This is a genomic window from Saccharothrix carnea (assembly GCF_003014735.1).
Taxonomy (GTDB): Bacteria; Actinomycetota; Actinomycetes; order Mycobacteriales; family Pseudonocardiaceae; genus Actinosynnema; species Actinosynnema carneum.
In genome coordinates this window covers 1-21,252 of sequence record NZ_PYAX01000015.1, presented here as the reverse complement: position 1 = coordinate 21,252, position 21,252 = coordinate 1, and the positions used below count along the sequence as shown (strand labels likewise).

16 protein-coding genes and 2 pseudogenes are annotated in these 21,252 nt (G+C 71.7%); 14 read left to right on the top strand and 4 right to left on the bottom strand.

All coding sequences use genetic code 11. The annotated features are described in order from the left end of the window. Nucleotides 1-46: 46 nt before the first annotated feature. From B0I31_RS32585 to B0I31_RS32575, 3 genes are all read left to right on the top strand, one after another. Entirely contained in the window at nt 47-2,437 is a 2,391-nt protein-coding gene (locus B0I31_RS32585) for a ricin-type beta-trefoil lectin domain protein (RefSeq protein ID WP_106619239.1), read from the top strand. Between the two features lie 95 nt (nt 2,438-2,532). Further along, nucleotides 2,533-5,358: a carbohydrate-binding protein gene (locus tag B0I31_RS32580; protein ID WP_106619238.1), complete on the top strand. Its 2,826-nt coding sequence runs from the start codon at nt 2,533-2,535 to the stop codon at nt 5,356-5,358. Between the two features lie 79 nt (nt 5,359-5,437). Next, nucleotides 5,438-7,090 (top strand): ThuA domain-containing protein, encoded by a 1,653-nt coding sequence (locus tag B0I31_RS32575; protein WP_245950610.1) that lies wholly within the window; start codon nt 5,438-5,440, stop codon nt 7,088-7,090. A gap of 125 nt (nt 7,091-7,215) precedes the next feature. On the opposite strand, the gene B0I31_RS32570 is transcribed toward B0I31_RS32575, so the two are convergent. Then, the gene (locus B0I31_RS32570; RefSeq protein ID WP_245950601.1) at nt 7,216-8,325 is read right to left on the bottom strand and encodes a PP2C family protein-serine/threonine phosphatase; all 1,110 of its coding nucleotides are present in this window, start codon (nt 8,323-8,325) and stop codon (nt 7,216-7,218) included. A 167-nt stretch (nt 8,326-8,492) separates the two neighbouring features. On the opposite strand from B0I31_RS32570, the gene B0I31_RS32565 reads away from it, so the two are divergent. The 9 genes from B0I31_RS32565 (at nt 8,493) to B0I31_RS32525 (ending at nt 16,795) form a co-directional block, all read left to right on the top strand. Continuing rightward, nucleotides 8,493-8,996, top strand: coding sequence for a MarR family winged helix-turn-helix transcriptional regulator (locus B0I31_RS32565; RefSeq protein ID WP_106619333.1), 504 nt, complete (start codon nt 8,493-8,495; stop codon nt 8,994-8,996). 148 nt (nt 8,997-9,144) lie between these two features. After that, complete coding sequence (locus B0I31_RS32560; protein ID WP_219910904.1) at nt 9,145-10,032, top strand: STAS domain-containing protein; 888 nt, start codon at nt 9,145-9,147, stop codon at nt 10,030-10,032. Further along, entirely contained in the window at nt 10,029-10,439 is a 411-nt protein-coding gene (locus B0I31_RS32555) for an STAS domain-containing protein (RefSeq protein WP_106619236.1), read from the top strand. Before B0I31_RS32560 ends, B0I31_RS32555 begins: the two co-directional genes overlap by 4 nt. Then, the gene (locus B0I31_RS32550) at nt 10,426-10,878 is read left to right on the top strand and encodes an ATP-binding protein (protein ID WP_106619235.1); all 453 of its coding nucleotides are present in this window, start codon (nt 10,426-10,428) and stop codon (nt 10,876-10,878) included. The genes B0I31_RS32555 and B0I31_RS32550 overlap by 14 nt, the downstream gene beginning before the upstream one ends. After that, complete coding sequence (locus tag B0I31_RS32545) at nt 10,866-11,873, top strand: SpoIIE family protein phosphatase (RefSeq protein ID WP_106619234.1); 1,008 nt, start codon at nt 10,866-10,868, stop codon at nt 11,871-11,873. Before B0I31_RS32550 ends, B0I31_RS32545 begins: the two co-directional genes overlap by 13 nt. Beyond that, nucleotides 11,870-13,087 (top strand): PP2C family protein-serine/threonine phosphatase, encoded by a 1,218-nt coding sequence (locus B0I31_RS32540; protein ID WP_106619233.1) that lies wholly within the window; start codon nt 11,870-11,872, stop codon nt 13,085-13,087. Before B0I31_RS32545 ends, B0I31_RS32540 begins: the two co-directional genes overlap by 4 nt. Before the next feature lie 216 nt (nt 13,088-13,303). Further along, nucleotides 13,304-14,755: an RICIN domain-containing protein gene (locus B0I31_RS32535; RefSeq protein WP_245950600.1), complete on the top strand. Its 1,452-nt coding sequence runs from the start codon at nt 13,304-13,306 to the stop codon at nt 14,753-14,755. A gap of 109 nt (nt 14,756-14,864) precedes the next feature. Continuing rightward, nucleotides 14,865-15,911, top strand: a complete 1,047-nt coding sequence (locus B0I31_RS32530; RefSeq protein ID WP_106619232.1) for a rhamnogalacturonan acetylesterase — start codon at nt 14,865-14,867, stop codon at nt 15,909-15,911. A gap of 26 nt (nt 15,912-15,937) precedes the next feature. Beyond that, complete coding sequence (locus B0I31_RS32525) at nt 15,938-16,795, top strand: GDSL-type esterase/lipase family protein (RefSeq protein WP_106619231.1); 858 nt, start codon at nt 15,938-15,940, stop codon at nt 16,793-16,795. A gap of 408 nt (nt 16,796-17,203) precedes the next feature. Here B0I31_RS32525 and B0I31_RS32520 read toward each other — a convergent pair whose 3' ends face one another. From B0I31_RS32520 to B0I31_RS42165, 3 genes and pseudogenes are all read right to left on the bottom strand, one after another. After that, the gene (locus B0I31_RS32520; RefSeq protein WP_245950599.1) at nt 17,204-17,623 is read right to left on the bottom strand and encodes an ATP-binding protein; all 420 of its coding nucleotides are present in this window, start codon (nt 17,621-17,623) and stop codon (nt 17,204-17,206) included. 191 nt (nt 17,624-17,814) lie between these two features. Continuing rightward, a complete protein-coding gene (locus B0I31_RS32515) occupies nt 17,815-18,024 on the bottom strand; it encodes a DUF4394 domain-containing protein (RefSeq protein ID WP_106619230.1) in 210 nt (69 codons plus the stop codon). Between the two features lie 111 nt (nt 18,025-18,135). Then, nucleotides 18,136-18,818, bottom strand: a pseudogene (locus tag B0I31_RS42165) (class I SAM-dependent methyltransferase); the annotation flags it as partial. Nucleotides 18,819-18,865: 47 nt separating this feature from the next. Here B0I31_RS42165 and B0I31_RS42160 point away from each other — a divergent pair. Both B0I31_RS42160 and B0I31_RS32505 read left to right on the top strand, forming a co-directional pair. Beyond that, nucleotides 18,866-19,405: pseudogene (locus tag B0I31_RS42160) on the top strand (DUF1295 domain-containing protein); the annotation flags it as partial. A gap of 52 nt (nt 19,406-19,457) precedes the next feature. Beyond that, nucleotides 19,458-21,089, top strand: a complete 1,632-nt coding sequence (locus B0I31_RS32505) for a molybdopterin-dependent oxidoreductase (RefSeq protein ID WP_106619229.1) — start codon at nt 19,458-19,460, stop codon at nt 21,087-21,089. The last annotated feature ends 163 nt before the right edge of the window (nt 21,090-21,252 follow it).

The following is a 21,252-nucleotide window of genomic DNA, read 5'->3' as shown; positions in this document are numbered from 1 at the left end:
GAGTCGAGTCCCCTGCTCACCGGCTTAGTCCAAGGGAGCGCCACCGATGTCCTTCCCTGCCCGCCACACCCGATGGCCTCGCGCCGCCGGATCACTGTTCTCGATAGCGTTGGTCGCAGCCGCGTCGCTGTCCATCACGTCGTCCGCGCGAGCGGCGGCGCCCCCGCCCCAGGAGCCGGGGGTGACGCTGCGGGTCTTCGACCTGCAGACCGAGCTCAGCAGGCTCTGCACGCTCAAGGCCGCCCAGACGCCCAACGTCGACAAGCTCATGCCGTCGGTCAACTGGACGACCACCGCCGACTTCGGCCTCGGTGACCGGTTCATGTCCGAGGTCACGGGCAACATCAACATCACTGCCGCCGGTGTGCACAACTTCCGCCTCACCAGCGACGACGGCGCACGGCTGCGGATCGGCAACACGCTGGTCGTCGACCACGACGGCCTGCACGGGGCCACGCCGAAGGACGGCTCGATCCAGCTCGGGACCGGCTACCACGCGCTGCGCATCGACCACTTCGACAACGTGGGCGGGCAGCAGATCACCCTGGAGTGGCAGCCACCCGGCGCGTCCGGGTTCAGCGTCGTGCCGAACTCCGTGCTGAGCACCGACGCGGGCGTGGTCCGGGTGACCGCCCCGGGCCGCAAGGACTGCGAGGGTGGCGCCGACTCGCCGGGCGACGGCCTGCCGCTGACCGGCGTGCACCCGGCCTACACGCTGACCAACCTGCGCCCGTCCGGGTTCGAGCCGCAGGTCAGCGGCATGGACTGGCTGCCGGACGGTCGTCTCGCGATCACCACCTGGGGTGGCTCGAACACCAAGGTGGGCGAGGTGCACCTGATCAGCGGCGTCACCGGCGCCACCGATCCCACGAAGGTCCGCACGCAGCGGATCGCCTCCGGTCTCCAGGAGCCGATGGGGATCAAGTACGTCGACGGCAAGCTGTACGTGTCGGAGAAGACCGGGCTGACCGAGCTGAACGACACCAACGGCGACTGGATCACCGACAGCTACCGTCGCGTCGCGACCTGGCCGTACGGCGGCAACTTCCACGAGTTCGCGTTCGGGATGCTGTACCGGGACGGCGCGTTCTACCTGAACCTGTCGGTGTCGATCAACCTCGGTGGCGCCACCACCGATCCCCAGCCCGCGCCCGACCGAGGCACGACGGTCAAGGTGGACAAGGCGACCGGGGCCGTCACCTACATCGCCGGTGGGCTGCGCACGCCCCACGGCATCGGCTGGGGCCCCGAAGGCGGCATCTTCGCCACCGACAACCAGGGTGGCTGGCTGCCGTCGTCGAAGCTGGTCCACATCAAGCAGGACCGCTTCTTCAACCACTACACCAACCCCACCGGTCGATTCGACAACCGCGCGATCACCGCGCCGGTGCTGTGGTTGCCGCAGAACGAGATCGCGAACTCGCCGAGCAACCCGGTGCAGCTGACCACCGGCCCGTTCGCCGGGCAGATGATCTTCGGTGACGTCACCTACGGCGGCCTGCAACGCGGTTTCCTGGAGAAGGTCGACGGCGAGTACCAGGGCGCGGTGTTCCGCATGACCCAGGGCCTCGAATCGGGCGTGAGCCGCATCAGCCTCGGCCCGGACGGCGCGATCTACACCGGCGGCATCGGCGCGGGCGGCAACTGGGGGCAGAACGGCAAGCTGAACTTCGGCCTGCAGAAGCTGACGCCCAACGGCGCGGACGCGTTCGACGTCGTCGCCATGCGCGCGATCCCGGGCGGGTTCGAGCTGGAGTACACCCAACCGCTGTCCGCCCAGACGGTGCAGGACCTGGCCGCCAAGTACCGGGCGACGCAGTGGCGCTACCAGGCGACCGCCGCCTACGGCGGCCCGAAGCTGGACCAGCAGACGCTGACCGTGCAGTCGGCGACGCCGTCCGCCGACCGCAAGAAGGTCACCGTCCTGCTCTCCGGCCTGCGCAACGGCCACGTGGTGCACCTGCGCTCGCCCCGGCCGTTCACCTCCGAGTCCGGCAAGTCGCTGTGGAGCACCGAGGCCTGGTACACGCTCAACGTCATGCCGGGCACCGTCGCCCGCACCGGGCGGATCACCGGTCTCGCCGGCAAGTGCGTGGACGTCGACAACGCGGGCACGGCGGACGGGACGAAGGTCCAGCTGTGGACGTGCAACAGCACGGCCGCGCAGCAGTGGACGGTGTCCACGGACGGGACGGTCCGCGCGTTCGGCAAGTGCCTCGACGTGAGCGCCGGCGCCACGGCCAACGGCACGGTGACGCAGCTGTGGACGTGCAACGGCACCGGCGCCCAGCAGTGGGTCGCGCAGCCCGACAACTCGCTGAGGAACACGAGGTCGGGCCGTTGCCTGGACGCGGCGGGGAACAACTCCGCGGACGGCACCGTGCTGCACATCTGGGACTGCCTCAACGTGGGCAACCAGAAGTGGGTGCTGCCCTGATCGCGGTGATCCGCGGGTTCGCCGGCCGCCCTGCCGGCCGGCGAACCACCCCTCGACCCCGTTCGGACAGTGACGTCTGGAAGGACGACACCAGGATGGCCACATCCCCGCGTAACCGGACCAGCCTCGCCTCCGCCGCCTTGCTCCTGGTGGCCGCCGCGGTCCAGACCGCCGTACCCACGACCGCCACCGCCCAACCGCCCGCGCCGCCCATCCGCGCGGCGGCGCCTTCGTTCCAGCAGGTCACCCTCGCCAAGGGCGCGGCCGAGATGGGCGAGCCGATCTCGATGACCGTGCTGCCCGACCGGTCGGTCCTGCACACCTCCAGGGACGGCACGGTCCGGCTCACCGACGCCGCCGGCAACACCAAGGTCGCCGGCAAGCTCGCCGTCTACGCGCACGACGAAGAGGGCTTGCAGGGCATCGGCGCCGACCCGAACTTCGCCACCAACCGCCACGTCTACCTCTACTACGCGCCACCGCTGTCCACCCCGGCCGGTGACGCGCCGTCCGATGGCACCGACTTCTCCGCGTGGAACGGCGTCAACCGGCTGTCCCGCTTCGTGCTCAAGGCCGATGGCACCCTCGACAGCGCCAGCGAGAAGGTGGTCCTGGACGTGCCGGCCAGCCGCGGCACGTGCTGCCACGTCGGCGGCGACATCGACTTCGACGCGGCGGGCAACCTCTACCTGAGCACCGGCGACGACACCAACCCGTTCGCCTCAGACGGCTACAGCCCGCTCGACGAGCGGGCCAACCGCAACCCCGCCTTCGACGCCCAGCGCTCCTCGGCCAACACCAACGACCTGCGCGGCAAGCTGCTGCGGATCAAGGTCAACGCGGACGGCGGCTACTCCGTCCCGGCGGGCAACATGTTCGCGCCGGGCACGGCGGGCACGCGGCCGGAGATCTACGCCATGGGCTTCCGCAACCCGTTCCGCTTCAACGTGGACAAGGCGACCGGTGTCGTCTACCTCGGCGACTACGGCCCGGACGCGGGTTCCACCAACCCCGCGCGCGGTCCGGCGGGCCAGGTGGAGTTCAACCGCATCACCGGCCCCGGCTTCTACGGCTGGCCGTACTGCACCGGGTCGAACACCACCGACGAGACCTACAACGACTACAACTTCGCCACCGGCACCTCCGGCGGCAAGTTCAACTGCGCGGGCGGGCCGACGAACAACTCGCCGCGCAACAACGGCCTGCCGTCGCTGCCCGCGGCGAAGGCGGCCTGGATCAAGTACGACGGCTGCTCCGTGCCCGACCTCGGCTGCGGCAGCGAGTCGCCCATGGGTGGCCCGGTCTACCGCTACAACCCGAACCTCAACTCGTCGGTGAAGTTCCCGCAGTCCTACGACGGGCACTTCTTCGCCGCCGAGTTCGGCCGGCGGTGGATCAAGGACATCGCGGTCAACGCCGATGGCACACCGGGCGCGATCACCTCGTTCCCGTGGACCGGCACGCAGGTGATGGACTCCGCGTTCGGCCCGGACGGCGCGCTGTACGTGCTGGACTACGGCACGGGCTGGTTCGCCGGTGACGCCAACTCGGCGCTGTACCGGATCGAGCACGTGACCGGTGGCCTCGCCCCGATCGCGAAGGCCGCCGCGGACAAGACCTCCGGGCAGGCGCCGCTGGTGGTGAACTTCTCGTCCGCGGGCTCGTCCGACCCGGACGGCGACGCCATCACCTACGGGTGGAGGTTCGGCGACGGCGGCACGTCGACGGCGGCCAACCCGCGGCACACCTACTCGGCCAACGGCGTCTACACCGCCACCCTGACCGTCACCGACAGCACCGGTCGGACCGCCACGGCGAGCGTGCAGGTCACCGTGGGCAACACCGCGCCGACCGTCACGCTCCACCTGCCGCAGAACGGGCAGCTGTTCGACTTCGGCGCCGCGGTGCCGTTCCGGATCACCGTCAGCGATCCCGAGGACGGTGCGATCGACTGCGCCAAGGTCAAGATCAGCTACATCCTGGGTCACGACTCGCACGGCCACAAGCTGACCGAGGCGTTCGGGTGCTCGGGCACCGTCCAGACACCCCAGGACGGCGAGCACGACCCCAACGCCAACATCTTCGGCGTCTGGGACGCGGAGTACACCGACAACAGCGGCGCCACCACGCACACCCAGCACGTCACCCAGCCGAAGACCCGCCAGGCCGAGCACCACGGTTCGTCCGGCGGCGTCGCGGTCTACAACAAGACCACGGCGCACGGCGGCAAGACGGTCGGCGACATCCACAACGGCGACTGGATCGCGTTCCAGCCCTACGTGCTGTCCGACGCGACGTCGATCAGCGCGAGGGTGTCGTCGGCCGGGGCGGGCGGCACCATCGAGGTGCGGGCCGGATCACCCACCGGCACGCTGCTGGGCACGGCGACCGTGCCGGTGACCGGGAGCTGGGACACGTTCACCGACGTCACCGCGAGCCTGTCCAACCGGCCCGCCGGCACCACCACGCTGCACCTGGTGTTCAAGGGCGGCGCGGGCGCGTTGTTCGACGTCGACGATTTCACCTTCACCACCGGCTCGCGCACCGGGCCGATCACCGGCCTCGGCGGCAAGTGCGTGGACGTCAGCGGCGGGAACACCGCCGACGGCACGAAGGTCCAGCTGTGGACCTGCAACAACACCAGCGCGCAGCAGTGGACCGCGTCCGCGGACGGATCGCTGCGCGCGTTGGGCAAGTGCCTGGACGTGAAGTCCGGCGGCACGGTGAACGGCACGGTGACGCAGCTGTGGACCTGCAACGGCTCCGGCGCGCAGCAGTGGGTCGCCCACTCGGACGGCACCCTGCGCAACCCGCAGTCGGGCCGCTGCCTCGACGCGGCGAACAACAGCAGCGCGGACGGAACCGTCCTGCACATCTGGGACTGCCTCGGCGCCGCCAACCAGAAGTGGACCGCGCCTTGATCGCCGCCCACAACCCAACGAGGAGCTACTGATGTCTCGACTGCGAACAGCGCTGTCGGCGATCGCCGCCTCGGCGGTGATGATCCTCGCCGTGGCCCCGGTCCCGGCGCCCGCGGCCGACCCCGCCTACAAGGTGCTGGTCTTCTCCAAGACCGCGGGGTTCCGGCACTCGTCCATCCCGAACGGCATCCAGGCCATCCGCGACCTCGGCGCGGCCAACAACTTCACGGTCGACGCCACCGAGAACGGCGCGGCCTTCACCAGCGCCAACCTGGCCCAGTACCGGGCGGTGGTCTTCCTGTCGACCACCGGTGACGTCCTCGACGCCACCCAGCAGGCGGCCTTCGAGTCCTACGTGCGGGCCGGCGGTGGTTACGTCGGCGTCCACGCCGCGTCCGACACCGAGTACCAGTGGCCGTTCTACGGTGGCCTGGTGGGCGGGTACTTCCACTCCCACCCGTCGATCCAGCAGGCGACGGTGCGGGTGGAGGACCGGGCGCACGCCTCGTCGTCCCACCTCGGCGGTGACTGGGTCCGCACCGACGAGTGGTACAACTTCCAGGCCAACCCCAGGTCGAACGTGCACGTGCTGGCACGCCTGGACGAGGGCACGTACTCCGGCGGCAACATGGGCGACCACCCGATCGCCTGGTGCCAGGCCTACCAGGGCGGCCGGTCCTGGTACACCGGCGGCGGGCACACCGAGCAGAGCTTCGCCGAGCCGGCGTTCCGCGCGCACCTGCTCGGCGGCATCCGCTACGCGGCCGGCACGACCCGTGCCGACTGCCGGCCCGAGAACGGCTACACGTCGCTGTTCAACGGCTCCAACACCACCGGCTGGAGCCAGGCGGGCCCCGGCGGCTTCACCCTCGCCGACGCCACCCTGACCTCGCACGGCGGCCTGGGGATGCTCTGGTACTCGGCCAAGGAGTTCCGGTCGTACTCGCTGAAGCTCGACTGGAAGCTGGCCGGTGACGACAACACCGGCGTGTTCATCGGGTTCCCGGCGAGCAGCGACCCGTGGTCGGCGGTCAACAACGGCTACGAGATCCAGATCGACGCCACCGACGCGGCCGACCGGACCACCGGTGCGGTGTACGGGTTCAAGTCGGCCGACATCGCCGCCCGGGACGCGGCGCTCAACCCGCCAGGCGAGTGGAACACCTACGAGCTGCTCGTCGAGGGCGAGCGGCTGCAGCTGTTCCTCAACGGCGTGAAGATCAACGACTTCACCAACACCGACCCGGTCCGCTCCTTGGCGTCCGGCCACGTCGGCATCCAGAACCACGGTGACGGCGACGACGCGTCGTTCCGCAACATCCGGGTGAAGGAGCTCTCCGGCGGCGGCACCCGGACCGGACCGATCACCGGCCTCGGTGGCAAGTGCGTGGACGTCAGCGGCGGGAACACCGCCGACGGCACGAAGATCCAGCTGTGGACGTGCAACAACACGGTCGCGCAGCAGTGGACCCTGCCGGGTGACGGCACGATCCGGGCGCTCGGCAAGTGCCTCGACGTGCGGTCCGGCGGCACGGCCAACGGCACGGTGACGCAACTGTGGACGTGCAACGGCACCGGCGCCCAGCAGTGGGCCGCGCAGTCGGGCGGCGCCCTGCGCAACCCCCAGTCCGGCCGGTGCCTCGACGCGTCGGGCAACAGCTCCGCGGACGGCACGGTGCTGCACATCTGGGACTGCCTGAACGTCGCCAACCAGAAGTGGACGCTGCCGTGACCAGATGATCCTGCTCGCCCGCCAAGGGATCCCGCCGCATGCCCGCCCGCGGCGGGATCCCTCCCGGTTGCGCGACGAAACGCGCCATGCGCCGGTGTGCCTCCGCTGTCGGGCGAGCCGCCGACCTAGGCTGCTGCCCCGGGTCGGCCGCGCCAGTCCAGGCACACGACCATCGCGTCGTCCTCGGTGCCGGACGTGTGGCGGTGGCCGGCGAGTTCCTGGAGGATCGCGCGGGGCACCTGGGCGGCCGGGAGCAGGCGGGTGGCGTTGATGGCGCGGGCGAGTGCGCGCTCGCCGTAGCGCTCGCCGGCGACGGAGGCGACGTCGTAGACGCCGTCGCTGACGAACACCAGGCGGTCGTCGGGCAGGACCTGGAACTTCTCGGACCTGTACTGGGTCTCCTCGAACATCCCGAGCGGCATCTGGGCGTCGAAGGTCACCGGTGCGACGGCGCCTCGGCGCAGCAGCCACATGCGGGGCGAGCCGGCGTCGATGATCTCCACCAGGCCGGTGTCGAGGTCGAACTCCAGCAGGAGGACCGAGACGTGGACCCGACCGCCGTACTGGCCGTAGACGGCCTGGTCGGCGAGGGCGGCCTGGTCGGCGAGCGGGATCCCGGCGCGGCGGGCGTTGCGCAGGGCGTTGACGGCGAGGTTGGTCAGCAGCGCCGCGTCGATGCCCTCGCCCATGCCGTTGGTGACGGTGAGCGCGAGCCGGTCGGCCGAGGTGGACCAGTCGAAGTTGTCGCCGTAGATGGCGTAGGCGGGTTCGAGTTGGGCGCCGATGCCGTACTCGGGGCGGCTGCACGCCCGTCCGGGCAGCAGTTGCCACTGCATCTCGGCGGCCAGGGTCAACCGGTTCGCCCGGCGGGCCTGGAGGTAGAGGTCGGTGTCGCGTTCGGCGACGAGGATCTCGTGCGCCAGGACCTCGGCGGCCTGCGCCAGGGTGTCGAGGGTCGCCCGATCGGGGGTTTCCGTCAGGTCGACGGTGAGCACGCCCAGGCGGTCGCCGCGCACGGTGACGGGCAGGTGTGCCGTCACCCCGGCGGTCGCGCGCTGCTCGACGTGCGCCTCCTGGGTGCCGAACGCCTTGCCGGGCTCGCTCGTGCCGACCGGCACGGGGTGGGTGGTGTAGGGCAGGACGGAGACGGGCTGGAGCATGGTGAGGGCGTAGTCGGCCATCAGCAGGTCGACGCGGGTGGCGCGGAACAGGCGGGACAGCTGCGCGCGGATCACGTCGAGCAGTTCGTGGGCGCGGCGACGCGGAGGGAGTGCGCGATCTCGAGGTATCTGCCGTCGACGGGTGCGGTCATGTGCTTCTGCGCTCTCCTGCTGATCGCCGCACGGTCGTCACGGGCGGGCACGGGCTGACAACGGGCGTCGGGGATGCGAGAGTGGAGGGCGTGAACCGGTTCCGCCCGCGCCCGGACCCCGACGAGGTGCTCCATGTTCTCACCGAGGTCGTGGAGCGGATCGAGGTCCTCTGGGAACGGAGCCGCGAAGCGTCGCCCGCGCCGCTGTCGGCCTCGCAACTGCGGGCGATGTTCGTGCTGGAACGCGTCGAAAGCCTCAACCTGCGCGCACTCGGCGAGGCGCTGGACTCCACGCCACCCTCGGTGAGCAGGCTGTGCGACCGGTTGCAGGCCGTGGGGTTCCTGGAGCGGTCGCTGAGCCCCAACAGCCGCCGGGAGGTCGACCTGCGGCTCACCGAGCGTGGTCGGACCTACCTCGCCGACCTGCGGGCCAGGCGCAACGAGCACCTGCGCGGCCTGGTCGAGGCGCTGCCGGCGTCGTCGCGGTCGGCGATGGTGGAGGGGTTGACGCGGCTGAGGGACGCCGCCGAGGACGAGAACGCGCGGGGCGGACAGGTGCGGCCCGATGAGGGGCGTGGCACGCAGTCGGCCTAGCGGAGTCGGGCCTGGCCGGAGCGGGGTCATCATCGCCTTCTGCCAACTTCCGTGCGCCGACCGTTGTGCCGCGGTTCGTGCCTCCTGCTAACGTTTGTCGAGAGACAATAGTTTAGTGAGCAGGAGTAGTTGTCGGGAAGGGGTGGGCGTGGCCACCGAGGACGACCTGAAGGTGCGTGACCTCCTCGTCAGGGTGCTGCGCGAGCACGACGCGGAGATCCTCGACCTCTGGGTGCGTGCCCAGTCGGAACGGGCTGCCGTGACCGCGCTCGGCGAGCGTGAGCTGCGGTCGGAGGCCGCGGGCGTCATCGCGGCGTTGCGGGAGGGCCTGGAGACCGGTCTCCCGGTGGGCGACGTGGTCGAGCGCCACGCGCCGGCCCGCGAGGCGGTGGTGCGGTTGTCGGTGCGTCGCGCCCGCGCCGGGGTGGACCCGACCGCCACGGCACTGGCCACGCTGGCGTTGAAGGACACGCTGCTGGACGTGCTGCGCGAGCACACCGACGAACCCGGTGCGCTGTTCTCCGCCGCGATCACCGTCAACAGGCTCCTCGACGCCGCCGGCGCGTTGACGTTCGCCTCGTACGTCGAGGGCCGCGAGGAGATCATCCGCACCCAGCACCGGCAGATGCTGGAGCTGTCGACCCCGGTGGTGCGGCTGTGGCGCGGCGTGCTCGCGGTGCCCCTGATCGGCACCCTCGACAGCGCCCGCACCCAGTTGGTGATGAACGGGTTGCTGGAGGCCATCCAGGCCGACGAGGCGCCGGTGGCCATCATCGACATCACCGGTGTGCCGACCGTGGACACCGTGGTGGCACACCACCTCCTCCAGACCGTCACCGCGGTGCGGCTGATGGGTGCGGAGTGCTTCATCAGCGGCATCCGGCCCGCCATCGCCCAGACCATCACCCAACTGGGCATCGACCTGTCGACGATCACCACCAGGGCGACGCTCGCCGACGCCTTGGCCGAAGCCGTCCGGCTGCTGGACGCGGACTTCCCGGACATGGCGTCGGAGCGGGTGCGGAGCGCGCTGTGACCGCCCCGCCGCCCGCGGGCGTGCCGATCATCAGGCTCGGCGACATCCTCCTCACCGGTCTGCTCGACGACCTGGACGACAAGACGGCGCTGCGGTTCACCGAGGAGCTGACCGAGCGCATCGCCGACGAGGGTGCCCGCGGTGTCGTCATCGACATCTCCCGCCTGGAGATCATCGATTCGTTCGTGGCCCGCGTGCTCACCGAGTCGGCGGCGGCGGGCAGGCTCCTGGGCGCGCGGATGATCGTGGCCGGGATGCGCCCGGCGGTGGCCATCACGTTGTGCGGCTTGGGGTTGGCGCTGTCCGGTGTGGAGACGGCGCTCACCGCCGAGCGGGCGGTCGCGGCACTGGGGTGGCGCAGGGATCCGGCGCGTGTCCACGGGAGCCGGCCACATGCGACCAGGTGAGGCCTCCGCCGTCGACGCACCCGTGAGCCCGGTGGGGTTCACCGAGTCCACGCACCCGGTGCGCGACGAACCCGACCTGCTCGCCACCCGCCACGCCGTCCGCTCGGCGGCGGTGGCGGCGGGCTTCGACCTGGTCGGCCAGACGATGATCGTGACGGCCGCGAGCGAACTGGTGCGCAACGCCTACATCCACGGCGGCGGCGGCACGCTGACCATCAGCGCGATCGGCGCCGCGCACGGCCGCCGCGGGCTGCGGCTGACCGTCGCCGACAGCGGGCCGGGCATCCAGGACGTGGAGGCGGCGTTGACCGATGGCTTCAGCACCGGTGCCGGGCTCGGCCACGGCCTGGGCGGTACCCGCAGGCTGGTCGACGAGTTCGCCATCGACACCGAAGCCGGCCGCGGCACGACCGTCACCGTCGTGCGGTGGGTGACGTGAGGCCGCCGGCCACCATCGCCATCCCGGTCGACCACGTCAGCGCCGCGCACGTGGCCGCGCGGACCGCCCGTGCCCTGGCCGCGGACGCCGGTCTGCCCGGTGTCCTGCCCGAGCACGCCGCGGTGATCGCCTCGGAACTGGCCGGCAACCTCGACAAGCACGCCCACGACGGCGTCGTCCACCTCCAGCGGCTGTTGGTGGGTGTCGGCGTCGAGATCGTCTCCTCCGACCGCGGCCCCGGCATGACCGACCTGCGCCGCTGCCTGACCGACGGCCACACCACCACCGGGACGCTGGGCGTCGGCCTCGGCGCCGTCCAGCGGATGTCCAGCGACTTCGTCATCACGACCGAGCCCGGCGAAGGCACCCTCGCCGCGGCCACCCTGCGCGCCCCCGGCGAACCCGCCCACCGCGACGTCGCCCTCGGCCACGTCCTGCTCCCCGCCGCGGGTGAGGAGCACAGCGGCGACACCGTCGCGGTCCACGAGGAGCCGGACGCCACCACGTTGTTGCTCGTGGACGGCCTTGGCCACGGCGAGGCGGCCGGCGAAGCGGCCCTGACCGCGGCCGACGTGTTCCACCGCGATCCCGCCCGACCGGTGCGGGAGGTGATGCGGGCGCTGCACCGCGGCATCCGGCACACCCGCGGCGCCGCGGCCGCCGTCGTCCGCGTCGGAGCCACCCGGCTCGACTTCTGCGGCATCGGCAACATCACCACCGCCGTGCTCACCGGAACCCGCAACCACCACCTGCTCAGCCGTCCCGGCGTCGTCGGGCTGCGCGTGGACGAGCCGACCGAACACCGCGTCGACCTCCCACCGGGCAGCACGGTCGTGATGCACAGCGACGGCGTGGACGGCCGCTGGTTGCTCGCCTCGCCCGCGCACCGCCCGCAACCGCCACCCCTGCTCGCCGCGCACCTCCTCCGCGACCACCGCAACCACCGCGACGACGCCGCCGTGCTCGTCGCCCGACCCCGAGCCCGTGCCGAATGACCTCCGACGTCCCCACCGCCCGGACAACCCCCGACACCACGCGCGCGTTGCGGGCCCGCGTCAGGCACCTGTGCCACGGGTACGGGATACCCCTGGAGCAACGCGCCCGGCTCGTGCTCAGCGCCACCACCGTGGCCCGCGCCGCGGGCGGGGCGACCGTCACCGCCCGGCTCGACCAGAACGCCCTGGTGATCATCCTGGGGCCGGCCACGCCGCCGGACCCGGGCACCGCGCTCGACCTCCCCCTGCCGCCCGAACCCAGCGAACCGGGGACCGTCGCCTGGCGGATCCCGCTCCCCGCCACCACCGGGAAGGCCGAGCCGGTGCACACCGACGACGAGGCGGCGACCGAGGCCGAGCTGCGCGCCGTGCTCGCCCGCGCCGACGCCCTGGAGCGCGACCACCGCGAACTCAAGCACGAACTGGCCGAGACCAACAGCGGCGTGCTCGCCATGTACGTCGAACTGGCCGAACGCGACGAACGCCTCCGCCGCGCGCACGCCGCGATCTTCCGCGAACTCGAAGACGCCCTGCGCCCACCCCCGCCGACCGTTGCCGGTGTCGAGTTGGCCGTGCACTACCAACCCGCCGGCGAGGACACCCCCACCGGCGGCGACCTGTACGACTGGTTCGTCCTGCCGGACGGGACCCTGCACATCACCGTCGTCGACGCCGTGGGCCACGGCGTCACCTGCACCCGCACCGCCCTCGACGTGACCCACACCGTCCGCACCCTCGCCATCGAGGGCCACCCGCTCGACGACCTCGTCCGACGCGCGGCGCGGATCAACCCGGACGTCATGGCGACGGTGCTCCTCGCCCGCTTCGACCCGGCCACCGGCCTGCTGCACCTGGCCAACGGCAGCCACCCGCCGGCACTGCTGGTGCGCCCCGAGGACACCGCCTACCTGCCCGCAGACGGCCGCGGCGTCGGGTTCCCGCTCCCCGGCAGCACCGAGATCCGCACGACCCGACTCGCACCCGGTGATCTGCTGCTGCTCTACACCGATGGCCTGATCGAAAGCCGCGGCGACGCGGACACCGACGAAATCCGCCTCGCCTCGACCGCCCACCGCCACGCGGCCCTGCCGGTGGACGAGCTGGCGGCGACGGTCGTCCACGAGATGCACGACGACGTCCGCTACACCGACGACACCTTGCTGCTGGCACTGCGATACACCGACACCGATCTCCCGTTCATCGGGTGCGGATAGCGCTTTCCGCTCGGACGCCGGAACGTCCGAAAAGGGCGGTACGTCGCCATCGTCGAACGTGTTCGACGCACCGGCCCATACGAGATGCGGCCGTTGACCCCCAAGGGAAATCTGCGCAACTCTTCCGCCGAAGAAGTCCTCTCGTCCGGCGGCCCGGCCGCCGTGCCGACTCAGGCGAAAGGCACGAACATGACACTGTCGTCATGCGGTGCGGTCATGCGATCGGCGCTCGTGCTGGTCGTGGGCGCGGTCGTCGCGCTCGCACCGGTCGCACCGCCCGCCCAGGCGGCCACGGTCGACACCACGGCGAGCTACGCGGTGGTGGCCCGGCACAGCGGCAAGGCCATGCAGGTGCAGTCCACAGCCGATGGCGCCGCTGTGGTGCAGGCGACCAGGACCGACTCGGCCGCGCAGCAGTTCCAGTTCGTCGACTCCGGCGGCGGGTTCTACCGGCTGAGGTCCCGCTACAGCGGCAAGGTCGTGGACATCTCCGGCTCCTCCACCGCCAACGGCGCGAACGTGGTGCAGTGGACCGACAAGAACTCGACCAACCAGCAGTTCGGCCTGGTCGACGCGGACGCCGGGCACGTGCGGATCGTCAACCGCAACAGCGGCAAGGCGCTGGACGTGTGGGAGCGCTCGACCGCGGACGGCGCGCGGGTGTCCCAGTACGACGTCAACGGCGGCACCAACCAGCAGTGGCTGCTGGTCCGGCTCGGCGGCGGCACGCCGGGCGGCAACGGTTCGCCGACCGACCCGAACGTGAAGTACTTCGGCCGGTGGAACACCGCCGACCCGACCGCGCACGTCTCGGAGTGGGCGGGCGCCTACGTGCTCGTCGGGTTCACCGGCCGCACGGTGAAGTTGAAGCAGCGCAACGCGATCGACTTCTACGTCAGCATCGACGGCGGCCCCGACGTCTCGTACGTCAACCGCAGCGGCACGGTGGACCTCACCCCGACGCCGCTGGCGAGCGGCAACCACACCCTGCGGGTGTCCTACCGGCCGATCGCCGGCTCCTACCGGGGTGACGCGGTGTTCCGCGGCGTCGAGCTGGACGCGGGCGCGACGACGTTCGCGCCGAGCGTGCCGGCCAAGCTCGTCGAGTTCGTCGGTGACTCGATCACGGTGGGCCAGCAGTCGTCCAAGCAAGCCCTGACCGCCTACGGCTGGCTGGTCGGCGAACGCCTGGGCGCGGGTCACACGCAGATCGCGGTCGGCGGTGCGTGCCTGGTCTCGGCGGCGGACGGCTGCATCGGGATGAGCGACCGGTTCCTGCGCACCGGTTTGCAGGCCGACGCCGCGAACTGGGACTTCTCCCGCTACCGCGCCGACGCCGTGGTGATCAACCTCGGCACCAACGACGTCGGCCACAGCGTCACCGGACCGCAGTTCCAGTCCGCCTACGTCACGCTCCTCCAGCGGGCGCGCCAGAAGTACCCGAACGCCACGATCCTGGCGATGCAGACCTTCCGCAAGCGCTACATCCCGGAGACGCAGGCGGCCGTGCGGGCCGTCGCCGACCCGAAGGTGCGGTTCGTCGACACCACGGGCTGGATCGTCGAATCCACCGACACCACCGACAACGTGCACCCCAACGACCAGGGCCACCGCAAGATCGCCGACCGGCTCGCGCCGATCCTGTCGGCGGCACTCACCACCGGCTGAGCCGTCGTCCCCGCTCCACGTCCGGGAGCTCTCCTTCCCCGGACGTGGAGCCGGCCTGCGCACGAACCCCCTCCCGCCATGCGGGCGAACCGCAGCAAGGAGCACACCCATGCCCTCTCGGACCGCCGTTCTGCGCGCGGCGCTGGCCGTGACACTCACGGCCGGCGCGCTCACCGTCCTCGGCACCGCGCCCTCGCACGCCGCACCGGCCGGTTGCACCGGCACCGGCCCGATCACCTGTCGCTACGACGTGGCGCCCGGCCACTACGACGTGACCGTGCGGCTGGGCAGCCGGTCCCGCGCCGCCGGCACCGGCATCACGGCCGAGGCCCGCCGCCGCGTGCTGAACGCGGTGGACACCGCCGCGGGCCACCTGCTCGACCGGGTCGTCACGGTCGAAGTGCGGCAACCGGAAGGGCAGCCGACGGGTCAGGGCGGCACCGGCACGCCCGGGTTGACCCTGGTGTTCGACGGGCGTTCCCCGGCGGTCGAGGCGATCACCGTCCGGCCGGTCCGACCGCCGGCGTTGTTCCTGGTCGGCGACTCGACCGTGTGCGACCAGCCCACCGCGCCCTACACCGGCTGGGGCCAGCTGCTGCCCGCGCGCCTGCGCGAGGGCCTGTCGGTGGCCAATTACGCCGACTCCGGCGAGAGCTCCGGCTCGGTGCTGTCCAACCCGGTGCTGTTCCCGGCCGTGCGGTCGCAGACCCGCGCGGGTGACACCGTCGCGATCCAGGTGGGCCACAACGACAAGCGCACGACCGCCACCGCGTTCCGCGACAACCTCACCCGGATGGTTCGCGAGGTGCGCGCGGCGGGCGGCGCGCCCGTGCTGGTGACGCCGCCGGTCCGCCGGCTGTTCGACTCGGCCGGGCGGCTCACCGGCACCGCGTGGCACGTGAACGAGCTGGGCGTCAACCTGCCCAGCGAGATGAAGGCCGTCGCCCGCGCGCAGGGCACACCGCTGGTCGACCTGACCACGTCGTCCGCGAACCTCGTCCAGCAGCTCGGCGTCACCGGGTCGGAGCGGTTGTTCCTGACGCGGGAGAAGGGTGACAACACCCACTTCTCCGAGTACGGCGCGGCCGCGATGGCGGCCCTGGTGCTCGACGAGGCCCTGCGGCTCGGCGTCATCAGGTCGACCCAGGTCCGCTAGACCAGCCGGCACGACATGGAGGATCGATGAGGATTTCCCGGCTCACCAGGAACTTGGCGGTCGCGGCGGCGGTGTGCGCCGCCGCGGCGGTCGTGACCACGCCGGCGCAAGCCGCGCCCGCGCCCTGCCTCGCCACCGACCGGACCGGTCCGGGGGTCGCCGCCGCGCCGTTCAAGGTGTGGCTGGCCGGTGACTCCACCGTGGCCAACCCCAACTCCGGCGTCAGCTGCCCGGCGGGCTGGGGCAGCCAGTTCGACCGGCTGTTCACCGACGACGTCACCGTGGTCAACAACGCCGTGGGCGGGCGCAGCATCCAGACCTGGCTCTACGAGTCCAACGTCAAGAGCACCAAGGACTCCACCGGCGAGTGCGTGGTCAGCCCACGCACCTACGCCTCCCGCTGGGCGACCATGCTGTCCACCAACGGCATGAGGGCGGGGGACTGGTTGATCATCCAGTTCGGCATCAACGACGGCGACCGCAACTGCCCCCGGCACGTGGGCACCACCCGCTACCGCCAGCTGCTGTCCACAATGGCGCGTGAGGCCAAGGCCCGCGGTGTCAAGCCGGTGTTCGTGACGCCGGTCGCCGCGATCCGCTGCTCCGGCTCCACCGCCGTGGGCAACCGCGGGTTCGTGGCCGAGACCATCGCCCAGGGGCAGGCCGACCAGGTGCCGGTCATCGACCTGCACCAGCGCAGCGTCGCCCTCTACAACTCGCTGCGCCTGTGCCCGAACAACGGCGACTACACGCAGGGCGCGGTCGGCGCGTTCTTCTGCAACGACCACACCCACTTCGAAGCCGCCGGCGCGGCCCGCATCGCCGAGGTGGTCGCGCGGGCGCTGCGCGAGCAGGGCATCGGCCTCGCCTCGTCCCTGCGCTGACACCCGTTCGGCGGATGGCCGGCCCGGCGAGCACGTGCCGGGCCGGCCGCTGGGCCCGGTCGGCCCGGCACGGCGTCACCAGCATGACCCGTCGCAGGATCGTCGCAGTGCTGGCCATCGTGGCCGGCGTCGCGCTGCTCGGTGTCGACCGCTTCGGCGTTGACCACTCCCAGCGGCGAGACCGAGACACCGCCGCCGCGAGCCGCGTTGGCGCACAGCGGTGTGCAGCGCGTCATCGCCGCCGCCCAGGACAAGCTCCGCCGGTCACCGGAGGACGCGGCCACCTGGGCGTCGCTCGGCGGCAGCTACGTGGAGCAGGCCCGGATCACCGGCGATCCCTCGTACTACCGCAAGGCGCGGGGTGCGCTGGAGATCGCGGCACTGGAAGAGGCACCCGTCCGATCCGGGTCAGTGCGGTACGTGGGACGCCCCACAGGGCAGTTCCGCCCAGACGGTCTTGCCGCCCGGGTGCCGCTCCACGCCCCAGGTCCCGGCCAGCTTGTCGACGATGACCAGGCCCCGGCCGCGATTGGGCCCCAGCCGGGAGCGGCCGTACGTGAGGTCGTCGGCCGAGGCGTCATCCACCTCGATGCGGACGACACCCCGGTCCGCCGAGCACCGAAGTCGGACGGCACGAGGGCCGACGCCGTGGTCGTAGGCGTTGCTGACCAGTTCGGTGATCACCAGCCTGCAATCGTCGAGCTCGTCCTCGGTCAGGCCGACCAGCGCTTCGGCCGCCCAACGCCGCACGGCGGCCAACGGCGGAACGTCCTCGTCCAGGGGCAACGCGACCGTGGTCGCCGGGTCGTCGCTGTCCACCGGCCTCACGTCCTCCTCGACTGAAGACGCGTGGCCGGCCAGCTGTTCCCCGTCACGCTCGGATTCGGTCGGCGACCACAATACGGGCAATCGGTCCGAAGGCGGCCGTGATGAGACGCGACTCGCGAGCAGGACTCACCCCAGGCGCTTCGTGGGTGGCCGCGGTCGGGCCGGACCCGACCGCGGCCACCCCGTCGTGCTCAGTGGCGAAACGCCAGGCCGGTGACGCTGCCGGGGACCAGGCCGACGAGCCGGGCCCGACCGGTTCCCAGGTCGATCCGGTAGACCCGCGCACCCGAGGCGGCCAGGGCCTCGCCGTTCGGGGCGATGTCGAAGCCGTTGGTCCGGCCGATGTCTTCTTCGGACTCCGCGCGCTGCGACTGGCCCTGGAGAGGATGGGCGTGCGGCACTGACCGGCGTGCGCCGCCGGGCCGCCCGGTCGGGTGGAGGTGGGTCGGGCAGGGCGCGATGGCCCGGTGAGCAAGCCGGAAGCAGCGGGACGGCGCCGTCCCGCCGTGCGGTCACCGGTGGTGTTTGGTGAGGCCCAGTTGGAGCACGTCGAGGTAACCGGATCCGAAGCCGGCTTCGCAGTAGGCGAGGTAGAACTCCCACAGGCGGCGGAAGGTGTCGTCGAAGCGCGTGGCGGCGACCCTGGGCCAGTTGTCGAGGAAGCGGGCGCGCCAGTGGTGCAGGGTGCGGGCGTAGTCGGGTCCGAGCGAGCGGCGTTCGGTGATGGCGAGTCGGGTGTGGTGCCGGACCGCGTCCTGGATCGCGGGGACGGACAGCAGTTGGCCGCCGGGGAAGACGTACTTGTGATCCAGGTGTAGGAGCGGCGGGTGGCCAGGAGGCGGTCGTGCGGCATCGTGATCGCCTGGAGCCCGACCCGGCCGCCGGGCTCGAGCACGCGGTCGAGGGTGCGGAAGTAGGTGGGCCAGTAGTCGGCGCCCACGGCTTCGATCATCTCCACGGACACCACGGCGTCGTAGCTGCCGCGGGCTTCGCGGTAGTCGCGCAGCAGCACCTGCACGCGGTCGGTGAGCCCGGCCTGGGCGATGCGTTGTTCGGCGAGGTGCTTCTGCTCGGCGGAGATGGTGAGCGTGGTGACGCGGGCGCCACGCCGGGCGGCGCGGATCGCCAGCGCGCCCCGGCCGGTGCCGATCTCGAGCAGGTGGGTGCCGGCGCGGACGTCGGCGAGGTCGAGCACGCCGCCGGGTTGCCCGTCAACCTCGCGATCAGCGCCGCCGCGGCGAGCCCGAGGACCACCGCTACGCCGAGATGCGCCGTCGTGCCAAGGGGAACCCCCACCTGCACGTGCTGGTGCGCGCCTACCTGGCTCAGGCGGTCGTGCTGTGGCTGGTGTCGCTGCCGGTCCAAGCCGCCCAGTACGGCTCCGGCGCCCACCCCGCGGTGATCGCGGCCGCGACGGCGTTGTGGTCGGTCGGCATGGTGTTCGAAGCGGTCGGCGACTGGCAGCTGCAGCGCTTCCGGGCCGACCCCGCCCACCGCGGCCAGGTGCTCGACCGAGGGCTGTGGCGCTACACGCGGCACCCGAACTACTTCGGCGACGCCTGCGTCTGGTGGGGCCTGTTCCTGGCGGCGTGCTCGTCGTGGTACGGCGTGGCGACCGTCGTGGCACCGGTGCCGATGACCTTCCTGCTCGCCAAGGGCACCGGCAAACCGATGCTCGAAGACCACCTGCGCCGTCGACGACCCGCCTACGCCGACTACGTCCGGCGCACGAGCGGTTTCCTGCCGATACCGCCCCGGCCCACCCGTCAAGGTGAACCGTGACCGGCAGGCGCTCCGGGCCAATCCGCGCGGTCGGCGGCTGCGAAGACCTGGTATGAACGCATCCACGTCCAGGCAGCCGTCCGATGCCGCGGTGCCGCGGCTGCCCCTGCGGGCGGCCGCCGCGGTGGGCCTGATCGCCGTGGCCGCGGCGTTGGCCGCGGGACACCTCGTGGCCGCGCTGATCGACCCGTTCGCCTCGCCGTTCCTGGCCGTGGGCAACACCGCGATCGACCTGACACCGCACCCGGTGAAGGACTTCGCGATCCGCACGTTCGGTGAGAACGACAAGATCGTGCTGCTGGCCGGCATGGCCTTCGTCATCACCGCCGCGGCGGCCCTCGCCGGACTGCTGTCCCGCCGCAGCGCGTTGCCGGGAACCGTCCTGGCGGCGACGCTGGGGGTGCTCGGCGTCGCGGCGGTGCTCACCCGTCCCACGCTGGACACGATCGCCGTGCTGGCCCCGTTGACCAGCCTGGTCGTGGGTGTGCTGGTCTTCCGGTGGCTGCACCGGCTCGCCCGCCGAACCCGGGTGGGCGAGCCCGGTGCGGACGAGTCGCAGCCCGTCGAGAGCGCCGGTGAGCCGCGGACCCGCGCGGTGGACTGGTCGGTGCCCGGCCTGGGTCGCCGCCGCTTCCTGATCACCTCCACCGCCGTCGCCGCGGCCGCCGGCGCGACCGCCGCCGCGGGGCAGTTCGTGGGCGGCCGGGTGGACGTCGAGGCCTCTCGTCGCTCCATCCGACTCACCCCGGACGTGACCGCGCCACCGATCCCGGCGGGCGCGGACTTCACCGGTGACGGCACACCGACCTTCATCACGTCCAACGCCGACTTCTACCGGGTGGACACCGCGTTGTCCGTGCCGCGGCTGCGCGCCCAGGACTGGCGGATGCGCGTGCACGGCCTGGTCGACCGCGAACTCGTGCTCACCTACGACGACCTGCTCAACCGCCCGCTGGTGGAGAAGACCATCAGCCTGTGCTGCGTGTCCAACGAAGTCGGCGGCCCGTACATCTCCACGACGAACTTCATCGGCGTGTCCCTGCGCGACCTCCTCACCGAAGCAGGCGTCCGGCCGGGTGCGGACCAGCTCGCGACCCGCAGCGCGGACGGCTGGACGTGCGGCACGCCCGTCGAGGACATCATGAAACCCGACAGCGACGCCTTGCTGGCCATCGGCATGAACGGCGAGCCGCTACCGGCCGAGCACGGCTTCCCCGTGCGGATGGTCGTGCCCGGGCTGTACGGGTTCGTCTCGGCCACCAAGTGGCTGGTCGACGCCGAACTCACCACGTTCGCCGACTTCGACGCCTACTGGGTCAAGCGGGACTGGGCACAACGCGCCCCGATCAAGACCATGTCCCGCATCGACCGGCCCAAGCCCTTCGAGCAGGTCCCCGCCGGGAAGTTCGTCGCCGCCGGCGTCGCCTGGGCCCAGCACAAGGGCATCGACAAGGTCGAGGTCCGCGTCGACGGCGGCCCCTGGCAGGCCGCGACCCTGAGCACCGAGGTCAACGTCGACACCTGGCGCATGTGGCGCGCCGAACTCGACCTCCCCGCCGGCTCGCGCACCCTCGAAGTCCGGGCCACCGACCGAACCGGCTACACCCAGACCAGCGAACGCGCCGAACCGATCCCGGACGGCGCCGCAGGCCGGCACACCATCGTGTTCACCGCCCGGCCCTGACCAGCCTCGCCGTGGCCGCTGCGGAGACGGCCCGACTTTTTCCGGCTTCGACCAATCCGACGCCGCGGCGGTACCGAATCACTCATGACAAGCCGGGAAACACAGTTCCGGCCACCGTCCTCGAAGGAGCGACTCCCATGCGCAGCACCCGGCTCGCGTCCGC